Genomic DNA, 17,852 nt, shown 5'->3' with positions numbered 1-17,852 from the left:
CCTCCTTTACTTGCAACCGGCCATCGTGCAGCGCGCACGGATGACTTCCTGACCTGCGATGACCTCGGAAAGATAGAACGGCGTATCGACCTGATGATTGATCCCGTACGTCTGCTGTCCGCTCCAGTTAGTAGTGCCCAATATGCCCGGATAATCCTTGAGGGATTCGAGTGCCGCGCGGACCTTGTCGGTGTCGGTCACGGTTCCCGCATCTGCCATGGCCTGGAACAACATATGCGTTCCGTCGTAGAAAGACGGACTGAAACCGTTCATGGGCTTGTGATACTTATCGCTATAGCGCTTGGAATAGGCCTTGACTTTGGGATCGTTCGGATCGAACTGGGTATAGACGATCATGCCCTCGACCGCCTTGGCACCCGCGACATTGAGGATTTCCGCAGTAGCCGGACCACCACTGCGAATAAACCTGCCCTTGAAGCCGAGCTCACGCGCCTGTTTGGCGATCAGGCCGGCCGTGGTGGGCGATATCCCATTCAGTTCAATTGCCTCCACGCCCTTGGCCATCAACCGCGTGATCAGCGGCATCATGTCGAGACGGTCCCGATCGAAGAACTCGCTGGCGACCAGCGGAATGCCCGCTCCGCTATAGGCTTTGGTGAGCCATTCATGCTGCTGCTGCCCGGATTCGTCGCTGACGAACAACCCGCCTACTTTCTTGATACCGAGAACCTGAGAGATCCATGCGACCTGGGGGCCAGCCGTTTCCACCGTGGTAAGCACGGGGCGGAAAGTGTAAGGCTTGTCGGCTCCCATGGCCTTCGCGGTAAAGGCCAGGGTCATGATGATGACCTTGTTCTTTTCCGTCACCGGCTGTATGGCCAATGCCGGCGCGGACCCCGTCGGGCCGATGACATACTGCACTTTGTCCTCGAAGATCAGGCGATTCACCGCCGTCACTGCCTCGTTGGCCTGGTACTTATCGTCATAAGCGACGATTTCCACCTTGTACTTCTTGCCGCCTACCTCGAGTCCGCCCTTGGCGTTGACGTCGTCTGCCGCGAATTGTGCGGCGTACTGCATACCCTGTCCCCAGGCAGCGCCGGGGCCGGACAAAGCCAGAACCGCGCCGATCTTCAGCGTCTCCTGCGCATGGGCCATTCCCGTCATCGCCAGCAAACCAGCCAACATCAATGATCTCTTCAACATGGTTGTCTCCCTTTATGCTTTTAATTATTCGCAGCCTGCGAGCGTGCAGTTCGCGACTATGACTTCCTTGCCTGAGTGAACTTCCGCCACATAGAAAGGCATGGCTACCTGCCTGTCGATACCGTAGGCCTGCTTGCCGGTCCAATTAAGCGTGCCGAGGATGCCCTGGTAATCGCGCATGGCGGCCAGGGCGTCTGCCACCTTTTTCGTGTCGGTAATGGTGCCGGCTGCGGAAATGGCCTGGAACACCATGTTGGCGCTGTCGTAGTACGAGGGGCTGAACCCATTCATGGGTTTGTTGTGGGCCTTGAGGTAGCGTTGTGCGTAATCGGCAACCGCCTTGTTCGACGGATCGATCGGTGCATAGACCACCATGCCTTCGGTGGCCTGCGTCCCTGCGACCTTGACAATTTCGGGTGTGGCCGGACCGCCGCTGCGGATGATCAACCCTTTGAATCCGAGCTCGCGGGCTTGCTTGACAATCAGGCCGGCCGTCGCGGGTGCGTTGCCGTCCAGATCGATGGCATCTACGCCTTGGGCCATCAGACGGGTCAGAAGCGGAACCATATCCAGCCGGTCGCGCTCGAACATTTCCTTGGCCGCCAATGGCACGCCAGCCTTGGCATAGGCTTGCTCCAGGTCGACAACGATCTTTTGGCCCGTCTCGTCATTCGGGAACAGGCCGCCGACTTTCTTCAGGCCGTATTTCTTGACGGCCCAGGCCACCTGCACACCGGCCGTTTCGGATGTCGTGAGAACCGGCCGGAACGTCAGCGGCTTGTCGGGACCCAGCGCCAGCGGCGTGAAAGCCATGGTGGTCGTCAACACCCCATGCTTCTCGACGGTGGGCCCGATCGCCAAGGCGGTGGCGCCACCCATGGGCCCCATGATGAACTTGACCTTGTCCTCGAAGATCAGCCGGTTGGCGGCGGTAACAGCCTCGCTGGCCTGATATTTGTCGTCGTATGCAACGATCTCGATCTTGTAGGACTTGTCGCCCACCTTCAGGCCGCCCTTGGCATTGACATCGTCCGCGGCGAATTGCGTGCCATATAGAATGGCCTGCCCCCAAGGCGCGCCAGGGCCCGAAAGGCTCGCGAGCACACCAATTTTCAAGGTGTCTTGCGCATTGGCACAAAACGCGGCCGCACCAGCCAGAATCGTGAATATCAATTTTTTCATCGTTTTCTCCTCCTTCCGTCATTTTTATTTTGATAAAACCGCTGCGACCGAACCTCCGTCTATGGGAATGATCGTGCCCGTCATATAGCGCGAATCATCACCAAGCAAGAAGCGAATCACCGACGTGACATCGGATGGCTGCGCGACCCTACCCAAGGGCGAAACGCCCGAAACCTGATAGCCGCTAGTCGCGGCATCGGCCACCAATTGATGCACGAGCGGGGTATCCACGGTCGCCGGCGCCACGGCATTCACCAGAATCGACTGATTCGCCAACTCCACCGCGAGCACCCGCGTGATGTAGGTCAATGCGACTTTCGACGCGGCATAGGCGCCGCCTCCCGTCTTGGGCCGAAACGCCGCGGCGGATGCCACGAATACCACTCGGGCTGGCGCATCCGGAGTCGCCGCGCGCCTGAGCAAAGGATGGGCGGCCTTCGCCGTCAGCCAACATCCCTTGGTGTTGATGTCGAACAAGGCGTCGTAATCCGATTCCGAAAGTTCCATCAACGCGCCGGTTCGGAATACACCGGCCGAGCACACCAGTACATCCACCGCACTCGTCGCGGCACGGATGTGTTCAAAGGCCTGCGCCACGGACGCGCTGCTCGAGGTGTCGCAGACAATAGGAATGAATTTCCCCGACGTACCTTTTGCCGTTTCCTCCACCTGGTTCAGTTTCTGCTCGTCCCTATCCAGCCCAAAGACCGTATAACCGCGCTCGAACAAATCCCGGCAGCAATCCGCCCCGATGCCCGACGCCGCGCCTGTAACCACCGCATGCTTGCCCATTGCTTTCATCTCCTGGTCGTCTTGTTCATTTCCCGGCTTGCTGTCCAATTCTGTTTCGGTACATGGCAAGCAGTGCCACTGCGTCCTTTTCTCCGTACCCTTCTTCCAACGCCTGGCCAAACATATCCCGCGCCAAAGTGGCTGTCGGAACTTGCACTCCCAAATCCTTGGCCATCGACAAGCCCAGTGCCAAATCTTTTTCCGCCAACGCCAACTTGAAACGCGGTTCGAAATCTCCCTTCAGTGCGAGTGGAAACCGCTTGGTGAATGTCATCGAGCGGCCACCGCTTTCCGACAGGACATCAAACAAGGTTGCCGAATCCACGCCCAAGGCCTCACCCAGCGAAAAGGCCTCGCAGGCGACCAACAGATTTCCCATTGCCATGGTGTTATTGATCAGCTTGACTACCTTGGCCGACCCCACATCTCCTGTGTGCCGGATCGTCGGACCCAAGGCTTCCAACAAGGGCAACGCTTGCTCCATCACCGTGGTCTCGCCACCCACCATCACGATGAGCTTTCCCGCGCGTGCCTCGACCGGACCACCGCTGACCGGACAATCCAAGACCTTCAACCCACGGCCCTTGGCGCCGTTGGCGACCTCTCGCATCGCAGACGGCTCCACCGTGCTCAGGTCGATAAGGGTTGCGCCCGCATCAGCCAGTTCGACCAATCCCGCCTTGCCCAACCAGCTTTCCCTGACGACGGCGCCGTTCGGCAAGCTGCTCAGCACATAGGTACGTCCCTTCAACGCGTCTGACAGCGTTTCTTCGACCTGCATGCCTTGCGATGCAACGCGCTTGCGCACAGCCGGCACAATGTCCCAGCCGATAACGTCAAATCCTTTATCTTTCAGATTGAGCGCCACGGCCGAGCCCATCTGGCCCATGCCAACCACCGCCACGGTCAGCTTGTCCATCATCCGTTCCTCTTGGCAGCATCCCGTTGTTCGCACCAAGCCACCAGACGGCGAATGCCCTCTTCAAGCAACACCTCGGGCTTCCAACCCAGCAGGCGCTCGATTTTTTCTCGGCTGAACGCCAGGTGCGTACCCACCGAAGCGCGTACCCCTTGCGTCGGCGTACGGTATTCAGGCCTCAGGTCGGACTTCATGACCTTGAGCAGCGTGTTCACCACGTCATTCAAGGTCGTGGCGACCCCGGTGCACACGTTCATGCTTTCACCCGAAACATCGGACCCCATGGCCAGAACATTGGCGCGGGCCACATCCGCAACATGAATGTAGTCATGGACTTCTTTTCCGTCGTCGGGAATGATGGGACGCTCTCCTCGCTTGATCCTGTCGTAGTTCTCCACGATGTACAGGGCGTTGACGCCACGGTAGTGCTGGCGTTCGCCGTACACCGTGGCATAACGCAGTGAGATCGTCTGCAGCCCCTGTTTCTGGTGGTAATACCTGTTCAGATGCTCGCCGATGAGCTTGGATGCCGAATACAACGCCGCCGCGGGTTGGAAAGGCGCCAGATTGGACGCCGTGGTTTCGTCCATGACCCCTTGGATCGGCTCGCCGTATACCGCCGTGGACGATGAGAAGACCATCTTCTTCACGCCCTGGTAACGACACGCCTCGAGGACGTTGTTCTGTCCTTGCACATTCACGGCCAGACCGAGCGCGGGATTGTTCGACAACGGCAAAGTCAAGAAAGCCGCGACAGAAAACACCCCTTGCACGCCCTCGAAGGCGTCATAGAGTTCGCCGATACGAAGGATGTCTCCCCGCACGACCCTGACTCGGGGGTTCTTGAGCAAATCACCGACTGTTTCCGGCGTGCTCAGGGAATAATTGTCGAACAGAATGATTTGTTCCGCACCGCGCGACAACAACGCTTCAGTGATGTGCGAGCCAATCAGACTGACCCCACCGGTAATGGCGAACCGACCTCCAGAAATTTCCATGGCCTTTGTCCCTGTCTACGTGATGTTTGAAAATGGTCTCAACCCTGAGGCGTAATTCCGGCTTTACGGATCAAGTCGCCCCAATTGCTGATTTCGCTCTTTAGAAATTTTCCGAACTCGTCCGGCGTGGACAGCTTTACCGCCAAGCCATGGTTCGCATACTTGCCTTGGAGCTTTTTGCTGGACAGCGCCTGCTTCAGTGATTCCGAAAGACGATCGACCACCGGTTTCGGCATGTTCGCGGGCCCGCCCAGGGCGAACCAGACGACTAGCTCATACCCTGGCGCACCAGACTCATTGATGGCCGGAATGTCAGGCACTATCGAGAACCGCGACGCTGTCGTGACCCCCAGGGCCTTCAGTTTCCCGCCTTGAATCTGAGGGATGGCCAAGGACAGATCGACGAACATGAAATCCACCTGCCTGGACATCACGTCCGTCAGCGCTTGCGGCGACCCCTTGTACGCCACGCCGACCGTCTCGATCCCTCCCATGTCGACCAGCTTCGCGGCCGCGATCTGCGCGCTGCCCGACCCATAGGCATAGGTCAGCTTGCCTGGCTCTTTGCGTCCAAGCTCGAACAACTCTTTCGTACTGTCCGGCCCGAATTGAGGGGCCGCCACCAGCACGATAGGCGACTCCGCGATCATGCCAATGGGAGTCAGGTCACGCATCGGGTCATAGGGCAATTTCTTGAACAGCGTGACGTTGCTGGCCCCGGTCGTCACGCCCAGCATGACCAAGGTATAACCATCCGGTGGCGAATCCACAGCCGCATTCACGCCGATGATGCCCTGCGCGCCTGGTTTGTTGTCCACCACGATCGGCTGACGCAGATCCTTCGCCATTTCTTCGGCCAATTCCCTTGCCACCGTATCTGTGCCGCTGCCCGCAGGGAACGGGACAATGAGCTTGATAGGCCGATCGGGATAATCCGCCTGGGCGGCCAAAGGTAAAGCCAACGCCAATGCCCAGCAAAACACCAAAGCCAACTTTTTCATCGCATGTCTCCTGATTTTTTTATGGTTGATTGCCGGCCGAATCCAGTGGCTACTGTTTTATCGGCGGCACGTCCAGCCTCGCTACGATCCCGGCTAGTTCCTGGCTTGCGGGCGGATACTTCTCCATCACCAGCGGGTCATGGCCGGGAATGATGTGGTCGGGTGACTGCGCCAGCGCCTCGATACGCGCGTAGCCCTGGAACAGATCGCCCATGTGGAACACCAACGTGAAGCTGCGGCGCTGCTGGATATGCTCATAGAAATGGCTGGCGTCGGACGCCAGCACGACCCAGCCCCGCGCCGTATGCACTCGCACCACCTGCAACCCTGCCGTGTGGCCGCCCACGCGGTGCACGCTGATGCCGGGGGCGATGTCGTCGTCGCCGTCGTGAAACGCGACGCGATCGCCGTAGACCAGCCGGACCAAACCCGCTACGTGGTCAGGCTCGTAGGCTCGTTTGTGCACCTCGCACGCCATGTGTCGGCCCGTCGCATAATCCATCTCGGCGTCCTGCAAATGGAAGCGCGCACTGGGCCAGGCGTCGAACGTGCCAACGTGGTCGTTGTGCATATGGGTGATGACGATGTCACGCACATCGGCCGCTTTGATACCGATCAGTTCCAGCGCCTGGGTCGGCGTGCGCAACAGGGTGCGATGGCGTTTGTCGGCCATGTCCTGGAAAAAGCCGGTGTCCACCAAGACCAGGCGCTCGCGATTGCGCACGACCCAGACGTAGTAATCCAGCGGCATGGGCGCGTCGTGGGGATCTCCCCCAACGAAATTCGCGCAACGCCGAGCCGCCCGTGTCGCGTACTTCAGCGCGTACACCTCGTACAAGGGCAGTTCCCCGGCCGTCCGAACCTGGCTCATGTCAGTTTCCCGCCGGCGCCAGCAGGCGCATCAACAGGCCGATATCCTTGCACTGTTCGATATTCGCCACCATATCGGCCGCCTCGGCCGAGCGCGACGCGCCGATCACCGGGATCGTCAGGCTGTCGAACTTGATTCGTAGTTCGTCGTCGGACATGGAATTCTGGATCGAGCCCTTGGGATAGTCGACCTGCGACACGTACTTGGCGCCATCTTCCATTTCCACTGTCAGCTTGCACGACACGCCGCGCGGCAGCGTGTCGTCCACAGTGATCTTGAGCATTTCGGAAAGCCTGATCAGCATGGGCTCTTTCAAGCGCGCGTTGTTGTACTGCGGGAACAGTGCTTGACCATCGGTGAAAGCAACCGCCACCGAGTACGGCAGGCTTACCTGCGCCTCATGATAAGTCTGAGGCTGGGTATTCTGGTGGTACAGCGCCCAGTCGGAATGACGCGCCATGGTCATGCTCTTGATGCGGTTCAGGTCGGGCGCATGCTTCTTGCGGATATCGAGCGCGCAGTCGATGGCGTTATGGATCGGACGCGCGCACGAGTAGGGCTTGAACTCGATGTCCAACTGGTAAGGCTTGTCCAGGTCGAGTGTCAGTTGTGCAGCGTCGCTCGTATCGGTAAAGGCCGCCAGCCAGCCGCGCTCACCTTCAAAAATGGTGGCCGCGCCGGTAAAACCCAGATTGGCCATGGCGGCAGCGGTCACGCCACTGCGCGAGGCTGGGCCGGGGTTAAATCGTTTCTGCATCGAAGGGCCGTACATTTCCATCAGGCCACCCGATTGCGCGCCCGCCAGGCCTAGCGACGACACGATCTGTTCTTCCCTATTGTCCAGCAACAGGCCGGAAGCAATCGTGGCACCGAAGATTCCGCAAGTGGGCGTGGTGTGGTAGGCGCGATTGCGCAGAGAATTGTTGGCCGCCTTGCTCAGGCGTTCCATCATTTCGCAGCCGGCCGCTAACGCAGTCACCAGGGCGCGGCCGTCCTTGCCCTTCTGCTCGGCCGTGGCCAGCGCCGCCGAATACACGGGGGGGCTGAAATGAAACAGCGCCAGGACGTCAATGTCGTCCAGTTCGACGCTGTGAGAGGAAATCGCATTGGCCAGCGCGGCCTGCATGGCCGGTACGCGGCGGCCGTCGCCGATCAGGGTGGCCTGTTCGAACCCGCCGGTAGACGTAGCGAACTCGCGCGCAACCTTGCCACTACCGGTCTGGCTGCCCGCCACACCCACTCCCAGGTAGTCCAGCAACAGGCGCTTGACCGCTGTACGGGTCGCCGGCGTCAGGGCGTCGTAGTTGAATTTGAAGAAATGTGAGGCGAGTTGTTCAGCGATCGTTTTTGGCATGGTGGTTTTGTGATGTGTTGAAGGGCAGTAATAGAAGAAAAAGTCAGGCGCGGGGCGCGCTCACGATGGAAATCAAATCGTCCAGGTTGGACAGCGTGTCCAGCCGCCTGGCCAACTCCACCAGGCGATCGATTTTGTCCGCCGACAGACAGGAACGGACGACATTGCGAAACTTGTATTCCACGTCGTCGGCAGAGATCGGGTTCTCGGGGCTGCCGCGCCGGTTCAAGATGCGGTGGGTCAACTCGCGACCGTCGCGCGTCTTTACCGTGACCGTGGCGGCATGACGAAACGCCGGACCCATGGCCTCGATCTCCGCGTCTTCGTAGGCCTGGATGCGCGCAACCAGGTCCAGCAGCACTGGATCGGAGAGGCGCTTCTCGTCGTACTGATCGACGAAGGCCACGCCATCGTGCGCGATCACGGCCAGACCGTAGTACAGGTTCATCTGCGCGGCCGTCACGCCTTGCGCCTTGTATTCCCAGGCGCAGTGCACATAGGTCATGTGACTGACCCCGACTCGGATCGAGGCCAAGTCAGCCGCCTTCAAGTCGTTGGACCGCATGATATGCGTCAGTGCGTCCAGCGCGGCGTGGATACTGGTCACACTGGCGTGCGGCTTATAGCCCACTTTTGCGGTTTCCCAGACGTCGCCCAGGCCATCGGTCAGGCGCGCGGCGTTAGGCTTGTCGGAATACGAGCTGAGGTAGCCGCCATAGCTGGCCTCCAGGACATCGACGATGCCGGTGAAGTCGCGATTGGCAAGTTCCGCCGAATACACGCCGCTCTGCGCGGCGCGCCCGGCGTGGAAACGTTTGACCATGGCGCCTTCCTGCGCGGCCATCAGGCCGCCGGCCTGCGAGCCCGCAATGCCAAGGGCATGCTGCATGGGGTCCGCGTCGAGCTTGAGCGCCTTGCCCGCTGATGCCGCCGCCACAAACACGCCGGAGGTGCCTTGCGGATGAAAGCCGCGGTAGAACAGACTCATGGTGGCGGCATTGCCTACACGCGTGCCGATTTCGTAGCCGGCCACCAGGGAAACAATAAGGTCGCGCCCGTTCCAGTTGCCGTCGCGCTCGGCATAGGCCAAGGCCACCGGCACGGCGATCGAGCCCGCGTGCACGATCGATTCCTTATGGATGTCGTCCAGCTCGAAAGCATGCCCCGCTGTGCCATTGACCAGTACTGCGTTGGCAATCGACGTCTTGCGGCCGCTGCCCCACAGGCTGGCCACGGGCGCTGCTTGTTCGGCCTCGGCCATGGCCTGCACACGCTGGGTCCACGGCAGAGTCGCCCCGTACAGGCAGCAGCCGATGCTGTCGAGCAGACTGGTCTTCATGCGGTCCACGGCCTCGGTGGGAATATCCTCGTAGCGCAGCTGCGCGGCGAAACGAGCCAGGTCGCGAGTGGCGTTTGTTAGAAGCGGAGGTTGCGAACTACTCATCGGAATGCCTTTGCTAATTGAACAAGTTTGCGGATCGGGGAATACATCAGTAAGTAGGCTCTTCATCGAGGCGGACGGCGATACCGGCCAGCTTGTCGGAGGCTGCGGGATAGCGCTGCATGACCAGAGGATCATGGCCGGGCACGATGTGCTTCGGGCTGTCGGCCAACATGTCGAGCTTGTTGTATCCGTCGATCACTTCACCCACATGGAACACGGTGGTGAAGGCGCGCTTCTTTTCGAAATGCTCGTAGTAGTGGCTGCAGTCCGACGCCAGCACGATCCAGCCGCGCTTGGTGTGCACGCGCACGCATTGCAGGCCATGCGTGTGGCCGCCGATGCGGTGAATGCTGAGCCCCGGAGCCAGGTCGGCGCTTCCCTTGTGAAAGCACACTCGGTCTTTGTAGACCAGACGCACCATGCCAATTACCTCGTCCGCCTCATAACCGTGATTGAACTGCCGATAGCGCATATGACGGCCGGTGGCGTAGTACATTTCGTCGTCTTGCAAATGAAAACGCGCGGCCGGGAAACTGTCGAACGTACCCACGTGGTCATAATGCAGATGCGTGATGATCACGTCCTCGACCGTGTCCACGTCCACATCCAGCAGGGCCAGGCCTTCGGCCGGATGGCGCAACAGCGTGCGGCCGCGCTTTTTCGCGACCTCGGCGCCGAAGCCCGTATCGACCACGAACTCCCGGCCGTCGCCGCGCACCAGCCACAGGTAATAGTCCATGGGCATCGGCGCATCGTGCGGATCGCCGCCAATAAAGTTATTGGTTCGCTTGGCATCGCGCGTGCCGTAGCGAATGGCATAAACCTCGTAGTCGGGCAATGTCGTATGGCTCATCTGTGTCTTCATCAGGTAGGGTTGGCTTGCAACAGGTCGTTCAGTGCCTTGACGTCCTGCAGCGACGGCAGTGACATCGCGAGCGCCTTGATCCGGTCCGCGGATGCGCCGTACAGCGTGCCCGCAGTCAGGTCGAACTTGCGTTCAACGTCATCGTTCGCATAGGGCTGCTCCGGCTCGCCCAGCGCACGGTCCAGCGCGTATTCCAGTTGGTTTCCAGTGGTAGTGCACACACGGATCACCGCGCCGCGCCTGTCAGGAAACCCGGCATCCAGAGCGGTGTCGGCGCTCACCCGGATGCGTGCCATCAACGCGCGCACCTGGGGGTCTTGCAGCGTGGCATCGGTGTAGCGCGCGGGCATGGCGTCGCCCTTGAGCAGCCTCACCGCGATGGAAAACGCGATAGAAAACCTGGCCTGGTCGGCGTTGGCCGGCGCGGCTACCTCGGCAGCCAACGTGACGGTATCCACCCGCACATCCATGGACACGATGTCCCGTGGCACCACGCCGTACTCACGCGTCAAGGCCACCGCCGTATCCACCGGCGCGTGGTTGCCGCGGCAGCCGCCATGCATCTTCAGGTAGGTCTGTCCGATGCCCCATTCCAGACCCAACTCATGGGTTACGAGGTCAGCTCGCGCGTTGGCCGCGTAGGCCTTGAAGAAGCCTTGCTCGATCACCTCGGGGACGCCGTCGGCTCCCTGCGCGGCGTACAAAGCCGACAGCAAGCCGCCTTCGCTGCTGCGGCCGACTTGCAGAGGTTGGCTGCCCGCATTCTTCAATGCCATCTTCAGGCCCGCGCCGTGGCTGCAAGCGATGGCGATGGCATGCGCGGCCCGGTCAGCGGGCAGGCGCAGCAACACGGCGGCAGCCGCCGCCGTCGCGGGCGCCGCCAGAATTGCCGTGCTCTGGAAGCCGCGCTCGACCGTAGACGGATAGATGGCACGCCCCAGGCGCAGGAAGACCTCGTATCCCGCGACGATGGCAGCGACGAGCTCTGCGCCACACACCCCGCGCTCACAGGCCAGCGCGAACGCCGCCGGGATCAGCGCCGATGAGGGATGCCCGCCGGTGTAACGGCAACCATCCTCGAAATAGGTGGAATGCGACACCGCGCTATTGATGATGACGGCATCGCGCAGGCTGCGTCCGACTGCGGTACCCCAGATAGGACTCGGGCCATCGCCAGGCAGTAGTGCCAACAGCCCCAGATGAGTGCCCTGTTGCACACCGCTGGCGGCTGCCGCCAATGTGTCCAGCACGCGCAAAGATGCAGCCCGCGTCACATCCGAAGGCAGGTGTTCGGCCCGCACATCGGCGACGAAACGTCCCAGGACCACGGTCAGTGGAGATGTGTCTGCTTTGCGGGAAACTGTGGATAAAGCCTGCACGATCAATCCACCTGAAGGCCGATGGCATTGATGACATCGCGCCACTTGATCACGTCGTCGCTCACCCGTGCGGAAGCCGACTCGGGGCTATCGCCCACCACCTCAGCGCCCTGCTCGGCGAAAAGCGTCTTGATGTCAGGCGAATTCAATGCTCGGGCTACGTCGGCGTTGATTTTTGCAACGATGGCGTGTGGCGTGCCGGCCGGCGCGAATAGGCCATACCATGTGTCAGCCTCATAGCCCTTCAGGCCACTTTCGTCCAGTGTGGGTAGATCGCCGACCGAAGACGGTCGCTTCGCGCTGGTGGTGGCCAGTCCGCGCAATTGGCCGGATTTCATATACGGCAGTGCCACCGGGGCGTTGACCATCATCGCCTGAACCCGTCCGGCGATCAGATCGGTGACGGCGGGACCGGTACCCTTATAAGGCACGTGTGTGATCTTGACGTTGGCCATGCGCTTGAGTATCTCCATGGCCAGGTGGGGTGGCGTACCGTTGCCCGGCGAAGCGAAGTTCAACTCATCGGGATGGGCACGGGCATAGTCCAGCAATTCCTTCACGGTTTTGATCGGCAGAGACGACGGCACTGCCAGGATATTCGGGGTGCTGACCAACATCGTGACGGCGGTGAAATCGCGCACGGCGTCGTACCCAGCCGATTTGTACAGGCTCTGGTTGGCGGCGAGCGTGATGACCGGGGTGAACAGCAAGGTGTAGCCGTCCGATGCGGACCGTGCCGCAGTCGCGGCACCTACGTTGCCCCCTGCTCCGCCGCGGTTTTCGATCACCATCGACTGACCCCAGTATTCGCCCAACCGCTGCGCCAGGGGCCGCGCCAAAATGTCGGTACCGCCGCCCGGCGGAAACGGCACAATCAGCGTCACGGGACGAGCCGGAAAGGATCCTGCCGACTCTGCCGCCGCCTGCGCGGCGCCGCCGCACAGGAATAGCGCCAATGCGGCGATGAGGGCTCGCCCCGCCCACATCAAGGAGGCCGTGCTCTTGGTTCCGGATCCACACACCACTTTTGTCTCCCGATTAACACGTGCCTGCAGTGCTTGCGCGTTTAAGTATTTATTGATGTCTGCAGTCTAATTACGCTATAAAAACAGATCAATTACTAAAAATTCAAAATACTAGTGAATCAAATTCACTAAACTAGTTCACCAGAAAACCAGGAGACAACCGCGTGGAAAACCTGAACGCTTTGCGCGTCTTTGTGCGAGTCGCCGAAACTCGAAGCTTTACCGAGGCCGCCAAACGGCTCGGCCTGACGTCATCCGCGGTCAGCAAAGCAATCACGCGGTTAGAGCAAGAACTCAACGTACGGCTGCTTCACCGCACGACACGCTCGGTGGGCTTGACCAACGATGGCGCCAGCTTCTTCGAGCATTGCTTGCAGGTATTGGCGCAGATCGAAGATGCCGAAAACGTGTTGAATCGCGCCACATCCAGCCCACACGGCCGGCTACGCGTGCATATGCCTGTGGGCTTCGGCCGGCGCGTCATCGTGCCCGCGCTCAGTCAATTCATCGAACAGCATCCCGCCCTGGTGTTGGACGCCGAACTCAGCGACCGGACGGTCGATCTCGCCTACGAAGGCATCGACGCAGCTGTACACATCGGCGAGCCGGCCGACGCCCGCCTCATCGCACGCAGACTGTGCAACCTGCGTTTCGTCGCCTGCGCCTCGCCCGAATACCTCGCGCGTCACGGCGCACCCCTCACGCCGGACGAACTCGACCGGCACCATTGCCTCGCCTACGTCCTGATGCATACGGGACGCTATCGCGAATGGCAATTCGTCCACGACGGAAAACCCTTCAGCAAAACCGTGTCCGGCCGCCTCAACTTCAACAATGCGGAATCCCTGCTCGAAGCCGCCACATCCGGCCTGGGCATCGCCATGATCAGCAACTTCATCGCCGCCGAGGCGATTCGTGAAGGCAAACTACAGTGCGTCCTGACCGACTACGCTGGCATCGGCCCACCTGTCTCGGTCGTCTACTTGCCCGGACGAAATCTATCGCCAAAGGTTCGCGCCTTTGTCGACTTTCTGCGCGACCTGATTCCCAGCGATCCCGACTGGGACAAAATCACATTACAGTGAATGGAGTCATTGTCGGATCACGCCGCAATAGACGTATCCGTTACAGGATCACGCAGCAACGAACGATTCCGTACTTGGCGTCACCGACGCTTGCGCCAGCAGCTTTGCCAACGGATTCACCGACGCCGCGTCAAAGAGCGTATTGGCCAGCGCCAAAATATCGGCGGCGGCATCAGCCCCAATCGCCGCCGTTGCCAACGACAAATACTTGCTCTCGATCTCCGCGTGCGACATCGGATTCTCCGGCATGCCCCGCGAATAATCGACCTGGCGCACCAGCGTCTGACCCTGACGCGTCACAAGCGTCACCTTGCCCCCGTAGATCTCGGGATAGGCCTGATCAATGGCGGGATCGATCTCAATCTCGACCCGACTCGCCAGCGCGACAACCTGTTTCTCGACAATACGTTCGGGCGTAAATTGCTCCAGATAAGCCTGGCCATCACACAATGCCACGGCGATGTTGTACTGCAGACTCATCTGCGCATTCAGTACCGAATCGGCTCTATAAACAAAACCCGTCTGCGTGTTCACCACCCTCGCGACACCCGCCACGATGCGATCGATATCGGCTAAATCGAGCTTATGCTCTCGCATCAGCGCCAGTGCCGCATCGACGCAGGCGTGGTTGCTACCGCAACACGCATGTGGCTTGAAGCAGGTTTCGTCGGTATGCCAGCGGGTACCCAGCCCCTCAGTCAATAAAGCCGGCCGTGGTGTATCGGACATGCCAAACAGCAGCCCCCCATCTTCCGCCTCCAGGATGTAGCGAGGCCCCTCGAAGCCACGCTGCGCCAACAGTGCCGCCATGACACCCGCCTGGGCCGATCTACCCGGATGCATGCGCTTGCTCATACCCCCATCAGCGGTAAATGCCCACGTACCTGCGGACTGAGTGCCCGCCAAGCCCAGCGCACTCGCCGTTGTGGTCGCGTCCAGTCCAAGAATGACACTCGCGGTCGCCGCGGCGGCGAGCGTGCCGGTGGTTCCGGTAAGATGCCAGCCACGCATGCGTGTCCGGCTCGGATTGGCTGCTTGGCTAACGCGATTCATCGTCTCATAACCCGCGGCCATGGCCGCCAGAATCACGTTCCCGGTCACCCGTTCGCGCTCACCCAGGGCCAACGCCACCGGCACGACCAGTGCGCCTGGATGAATCTTCGCACGGCTATGATCATCAAAGTCGAAACTGTGTATTGCCGTGCCGCCGGACAATACGCTGTTACCCACACTGACCCGTACGCCGCCGCCCCACAACGCCGCCTCGGCGGGCCCTTGCTGCTCGCGCGCGAAATCGGCCATGATTCGGCCCCACGGCGTAGTCAACCCATACAGACCACAGCCCAATGCGTCGATCAAGGCCTTCGACAACACGTCGCGACTTTGCGACGTTACGTCCGACGCTTGGAGCCCTGCGATAAAAGCGGCAAGTTCCTGAGTAATGCCGCGATGTTCGCGTGCAAGCACCTTCCACGAGTCCAAATCGTCCACACCAGATACTCCAGCTGCGGGCCCCATGCTGTGACCCTGATTAGATTCCATAGCGCATTCGATCGCATTGACAGGGCCACGTAGACATAAGCGTCGAACACGGGTAGCCGCCATGCGAGCGAGACTCGCTATTGCAGGAATACTAAAGGGAGGACATATCCACGATCTACGGTCGACGCGTCACAATAGAGATGATCTCAGTTCAGCAATGAGTTGATCGTGCAGCTACGTCGACAAGACCGGCACATGGGGTCCGAACGGGTACGCCATAGCCTGACGATGACATCCAAGCCCGCCTAGCGACGGGCGCAATCTCGACTCAGGAAAACACATCCTCGAGACGTTCAGCTTGCAGAATACGCAGTGCCCACTGGTTCAACGTGACTTCATCGGCCTCGACGATGCGAGCGCGCGCCCAATCTGGCAGCATGCCAAATTTACTGGTGATTTGCATTGTCAGCAGCCCAGAAGCGCCTTTAATTTGGCCTTCTTCCCGGCCTTTTTCCAAGCCCTCAGCGCGTTCGCGCTTGAGCCGCACGCGCTCGATACTGGTCACGTAAGTCATCTGGTGTTCCTCTTCGATTTGAATGACAGCGGCTTCGAATACGGGTTCTAGGTCATCTGGCAGATACAGCATGGCATCGATGACCCGAAATAGCGTACGCCTATTATCGCGCGTGAATCCCCATTTGGGCATGCGTATCCGGACGAAGCATCTGCATGAATTCGGGGAAATACGCAGACAAGGCGTCTTTCCAGACACTATCGTAGTCCGGGCGTTGGGCCATAAAGCATTTCGTGAGGGCGGTTAAGCGAGCCCTCTACGATACGCCCTGAACCCGTAGTACCTCGGGCGATGAATCCTTCTGATGAAACAGTAAATACAGGCTTCAAGTGCTGTCGACAGACTTTATTTTCCCTTATCACCGATAATCGCTTATCAGCGACCGACAATCAGCCATCGGTCACCAACAACCGGTTCCACTTCGGCATCATCATCTCGACATCACTAAGGACGCCCCCATGACCGACCGCCAGCTCATCATCCTGGCCGCCCTCAACATGATCGCCGCCGTCGGCGCGGGCGCCTTTGGCGCGCACGGCCTCAAACAAATGATCAGCGCCGACCTGCTCGCCGTCTGGCAAACCGGCGTGCTCTATCACCTGATCCACGCCCTCGGCCTATTCATCGTCGCCCTACTCGCCGCCCGCTACGGCGCAAGCCTCTTTACTACTGCGGGCCTCATCATGTTCGTCGGCATCGTTCTCTTCAGCGGCAGCCTGTACATCCTGGCCCTCACCGGCACGCGCTGGCTAGGCATCGTCACCCCGATTGGCGGCGTCGCCTTCCTTGTGTCCTGGGCATTAGTCGCCTGGGCCGCCTGGCGCGCGGCGTAAATTGCACCTTCCTGACGCCTAGGCGGCGATTGCAATCGCCGCCTCAGCCCTCGCTACGCCAACAATCACAGCACTGACAACCGCAGTACCGATCATCTCGATCCTAACAGCGCGCAGCAGCCTACTTCACCTCCGCCGGGGCCAGCCGCAACAGCTTGCCGTCATCCTCATCCGTCAACACATACACATAGCCATCCGGCCCCTGACGGACATCGCGAATCCGCGCATCCTCATCCTGCAGCAAACGCTCCTCGCCCACCACCTTCCCATCCTTTAGCTGCAGCCGAATCAACGTTTCGTCCGCCAGCGCCCCAATAAACAGCGACCCCTGCCACGCCGCAAAACGGTCCGCATCATAAAACGCCATCCCGCTAATTGCCGGCGACTTCTTCCACCAATACAACGGCCCCTGCCCACCACTCAACGTCTTGCCCTTCGCCTCCGGAATGGGCAAACCCGAATAATTAATCCCATACGTCGCCAACGGCCAACCGTAATTCTTCCCCGGCGCAATGACGTTCACCTCATCCCCGCCGCGCGGCCCGTGCTCACTCTCCCAAAGCTCACCCGTCCACGGATTCAGCGCCATCCCTTGAGGATTACGCATCCCGTACGTCCAGATCTCGGGCAACACATCAGCACGCCCCACAAACGGATTGTCCTTCGGCACCGACCCATCCGCCCCAATCCGCACAATCTTGCCTTGGTGCTTATCCAAATCCTGCGCCGTCGGCCGTTGATTGTTTTCTCCCAAAGCCACAAACAACAACCCATCACGACCAAACACCATCCGGCCACCAAAATGATTCCCCGTCGACAACTTCGGTTGTTGCCGGAAAATCACCCCAAAATCCTCCAGCCCCCGCCCATCCTCCGACAAC

General features: G+C 60.2%; 17 protein-coding genes. 2 read left to right on the top strand and 15 right to left on the bottom strand.

Going from position 1 to position 17,852, the window contains the following annotated elements; all coding sequences use genetic code 11:
• Positions 1 to 6: 6 nt before the first annotated feature.
• The 12 genes from ACNAZS_RS26040 to ACNAZS_RS25985 are packed head-to-tail and all read right to left on the bottom strand — an operon-like array spanning position 7 to position 12,994.
• The gene (locus ACNAZS_RS26040) at positions 7 to 1,167 is read right to left on the bottom strand and encodes an ABC transporter substrate-binding protein (protein WP_415793480.1); all 1,161 of its coding nucleotides are present in this window, start codon (positions 1,165 to 1,167) and stop codon (positions 7 to 9) included.
• Between the two features lie 24 nt (positions 1,168 to 1,191).
• On the bottom strand, positions 1,192 to 2,349 hold the full coding sequence (locus tag ACNAZS_RS26035) for an ABC transporter substrate-binding protein (protein ID WP_415793479.1): 1,158 nt from the start codon (positions 2,347 to 2,349) through the stop codon (positions 1,192 to 1,194).
• A 24-nt stretch (positions 2,350 to 2,373) separates the two neighbouring features.
• Positions 2,374 to 3,141, bottom strand: a complete 768-nt coding sequence (locus ACNAZS_RS26030) for an SDR family NAD(P)-dependent oxidoreductase (RefSeq protein WP_415793478.1) — start codon at positions 3,139 to 3,141, stop codon at positions 2,374 to 2,376.
• A 25-nt stretch (positions 3,142 to 3,166) separates the two neighbouring features.
• A complete protein-coding gene (locus ACNAZS_RS26025) occupies positions 3,167 to 4,063 on the bottom strand; it encodes an NAD(P)-dependent oxidoreductase (RefSeq protein ID WP_415793477.1) in 897 nt (298 codons plus the stop codon).
• The gene (locus ACNAZS_RS26020) at positions 4,060 to 5,058 is read right to left on the bottom strand and encodes an NAD-dependent epimerase/dehydratase family protein (protein WP_415793476.1); all 999 of its coding nucleotides are present in this window, start codon (positions 5,056 to 5,058) and stop codon (positions 4,060 to 4,062) included. Before ACNAZS_RS26020 ends, ACNAZS_RS26025 begins: the two co-directional genes overlap by 4 nt.
• Positions 5,059 to 5,096: 38 nt before the next feature.
• On the bottom strand, positions 5,097 to 6,059 hold the full coding sequence (locus tag ACNAZS_RS26015) for a Bug family tripartite tricarboxylate transporter substrate binding protein (protein ID WP_415793475.1): 963 nt from the start codon (positions 6,057 to 6,059) through the stop codon (positions 5,097 to 5,099).
• Positions 6,060 to 6,108: 49 nt separating this feature from the next.
• The gene (locus ACNAZS_RS26010; protein WP_415793474.1) at positions 6,109 to 6,930 is read right to left on the bottom strand and encodes an N-acyl homoserine lactonase family protein; all 822 of its coding nucleotides are present in this window, start codon (positions 6,928 to 6,930) and stop codon (positions 6,109 to 6,111) included.
• A gap of 1 nt (position 6,931) precedes the next feature.
• Positions 6,932 to 8,284 carry an MmgE/PrpD family protein gene (locus tag ACNAZS_RS26005; protein ID WP_415793473.1) on the bottom strand — a complete coding sequence of 451 codons (1,353 nt, stop codon included), beginning with the start codon at positions 8,282 to 8,284 and terminating at the stop codon, positions 6,932 to 6,934.
• Positions 8,285 to 8,327: 43 nt separating this feature from the next.
• Positions 8,328 to 9,728, bottom strand: a complete 1,401-nt coding sequence (locus ACNAZS_RS26000; RefSeq protein ID WP_415793472.1) for an MmgE/PrpD family protein — start codon at positions 9,726 to 9,728, stop codon at positions 8,328 to 8,330.
• A gap of 46 nt (positions 9,729 to 9,774) precedes the next feature.
• Positions 9,775 to 10,581: an N-acyl homoserine lactonase family protein gene (locus tag ACNAZS_RS25995; RefSeq protein ID WP_415793471.1), complete on the bottom strand. Its 807-nt coding sequence runs from the start codon at positions 10,579 to 10,581 to the stop codon at positions 9,775 to 9,777.
• 11 nt (positions 10,582 to 10,592) lie between these two features.
• Complete coding sequence (locus ACNAZS_RS25990; RefSeq protein WP_415793470.1) at positions 10,593 to 11,972, bottom strand: MmgE/PrpD family protein; 1,380 nt, start codon at positions 11,970 to 11,972, stop codon at positions 10,593 to 10,595.
• 2 nt (positions 11,973 to 11,974) lie between these two features.
• Positions 11,975 to 12,994, bottom strand: a complete 1,020-nt coding sequence (locus tag ACNAZS_RS25985; RefSeq protein WP_415793469.1) for a tripartite tricarboxylate transporter substrate binding protein — start codon at positions 12,992 to 12,994, stop codon at positions 11,975 to 11,977.
• Positions 12,995 to 13,161: 167 nt separating this feature from the next.
• Here ACNAZS_RS25985 and ACNAZS_RS25980 point away from each other — a divergent pair, with 167 nt between their 5' ends.
• On the top strand, positions 13,162 to 14,082 hold the full coding sequence (locus ACNAZS_RS25980) for a LysR family transcriptional regulator (protein ID WP_415793468.1): 921 nt from the start codon (positions 13,162 to 13,164) through the stop codon (positions 14,080 to 14,082).
• A gap of 48 nt (positions 14,083 to 14,130) precedes the next feature.
• Here ACNAZS_RS25980 and ACNAZS_RS25975 read toward each other — a convergent pair whose 3' ends face one another.
• Complete coding sequence (locus tag ACNAZS_RS25975; RefSeq protein WP_415793467.1) at positions 14,131 to 15,573, bottom strand: MmgE/PrpD family protein; 1,443 nt, start codon at positions 15,571 to 15,573, stop codon at positions 14,131 to 14,133.
• A gap of 319 nt (positions 15,574 to 15,892) precedes the next feature.
• Entirely contained in the window at positions 15,893 to 16,270 is a 378-nt protein-coding gene (locus ACNAZS_RS25970) for an RpnC/YadD family protein (protein WP_415793466.1), read from the bottom strand.
• Positions 16,271 to 16,596: 326 nt separating this feature from the next.
• On the opposite strand from ACNAZS_RS25970, the gene ACNAZS_RS25965 reads away from it, so the two are divergent.
• Positions 16,597 to 16,971: a DUF423 domain-containing protein gene (locus tag ACNAZS_RS25965; RefSeq protein WP_415793465.1), complete on the top strand. Its 375-nt coding sequence runs from the start codon at positions 16,597 to 16,599 to the stop codon at positions 16,969 to 16,971.
• Positions 16,972 to 17,092: 121 nt separating this feature from the next.
• Here ACNAZS_RS25965 and ACNAZS_RS25960 read toward each other — a convergent pair.
• On the bottom strand, positions 17,093 to 17,852 hold a 760-nt coding region (locus ACNAZS_RS25960), incomplete at its 5' end, for a PQQ-dependent sugar dehydrogenase (protein WP_415793464.1).

The organism is Bordetella tumulicola, assembly GCF_965138755.1.
GTDB classification, from domain to species: domain Bacteria; phylum Pseudomonadota; class Gammaproteobacteria; order Burkholderiales; family Burkholderiaceae_B; genus Bordetella_A; species Bordetella_A tumulicola.
The sequence above is the reverse complement of the archived record's forward strand: the minus strand, read 5'-3'. Positions and strand labels throughout refer to the sequence as shown.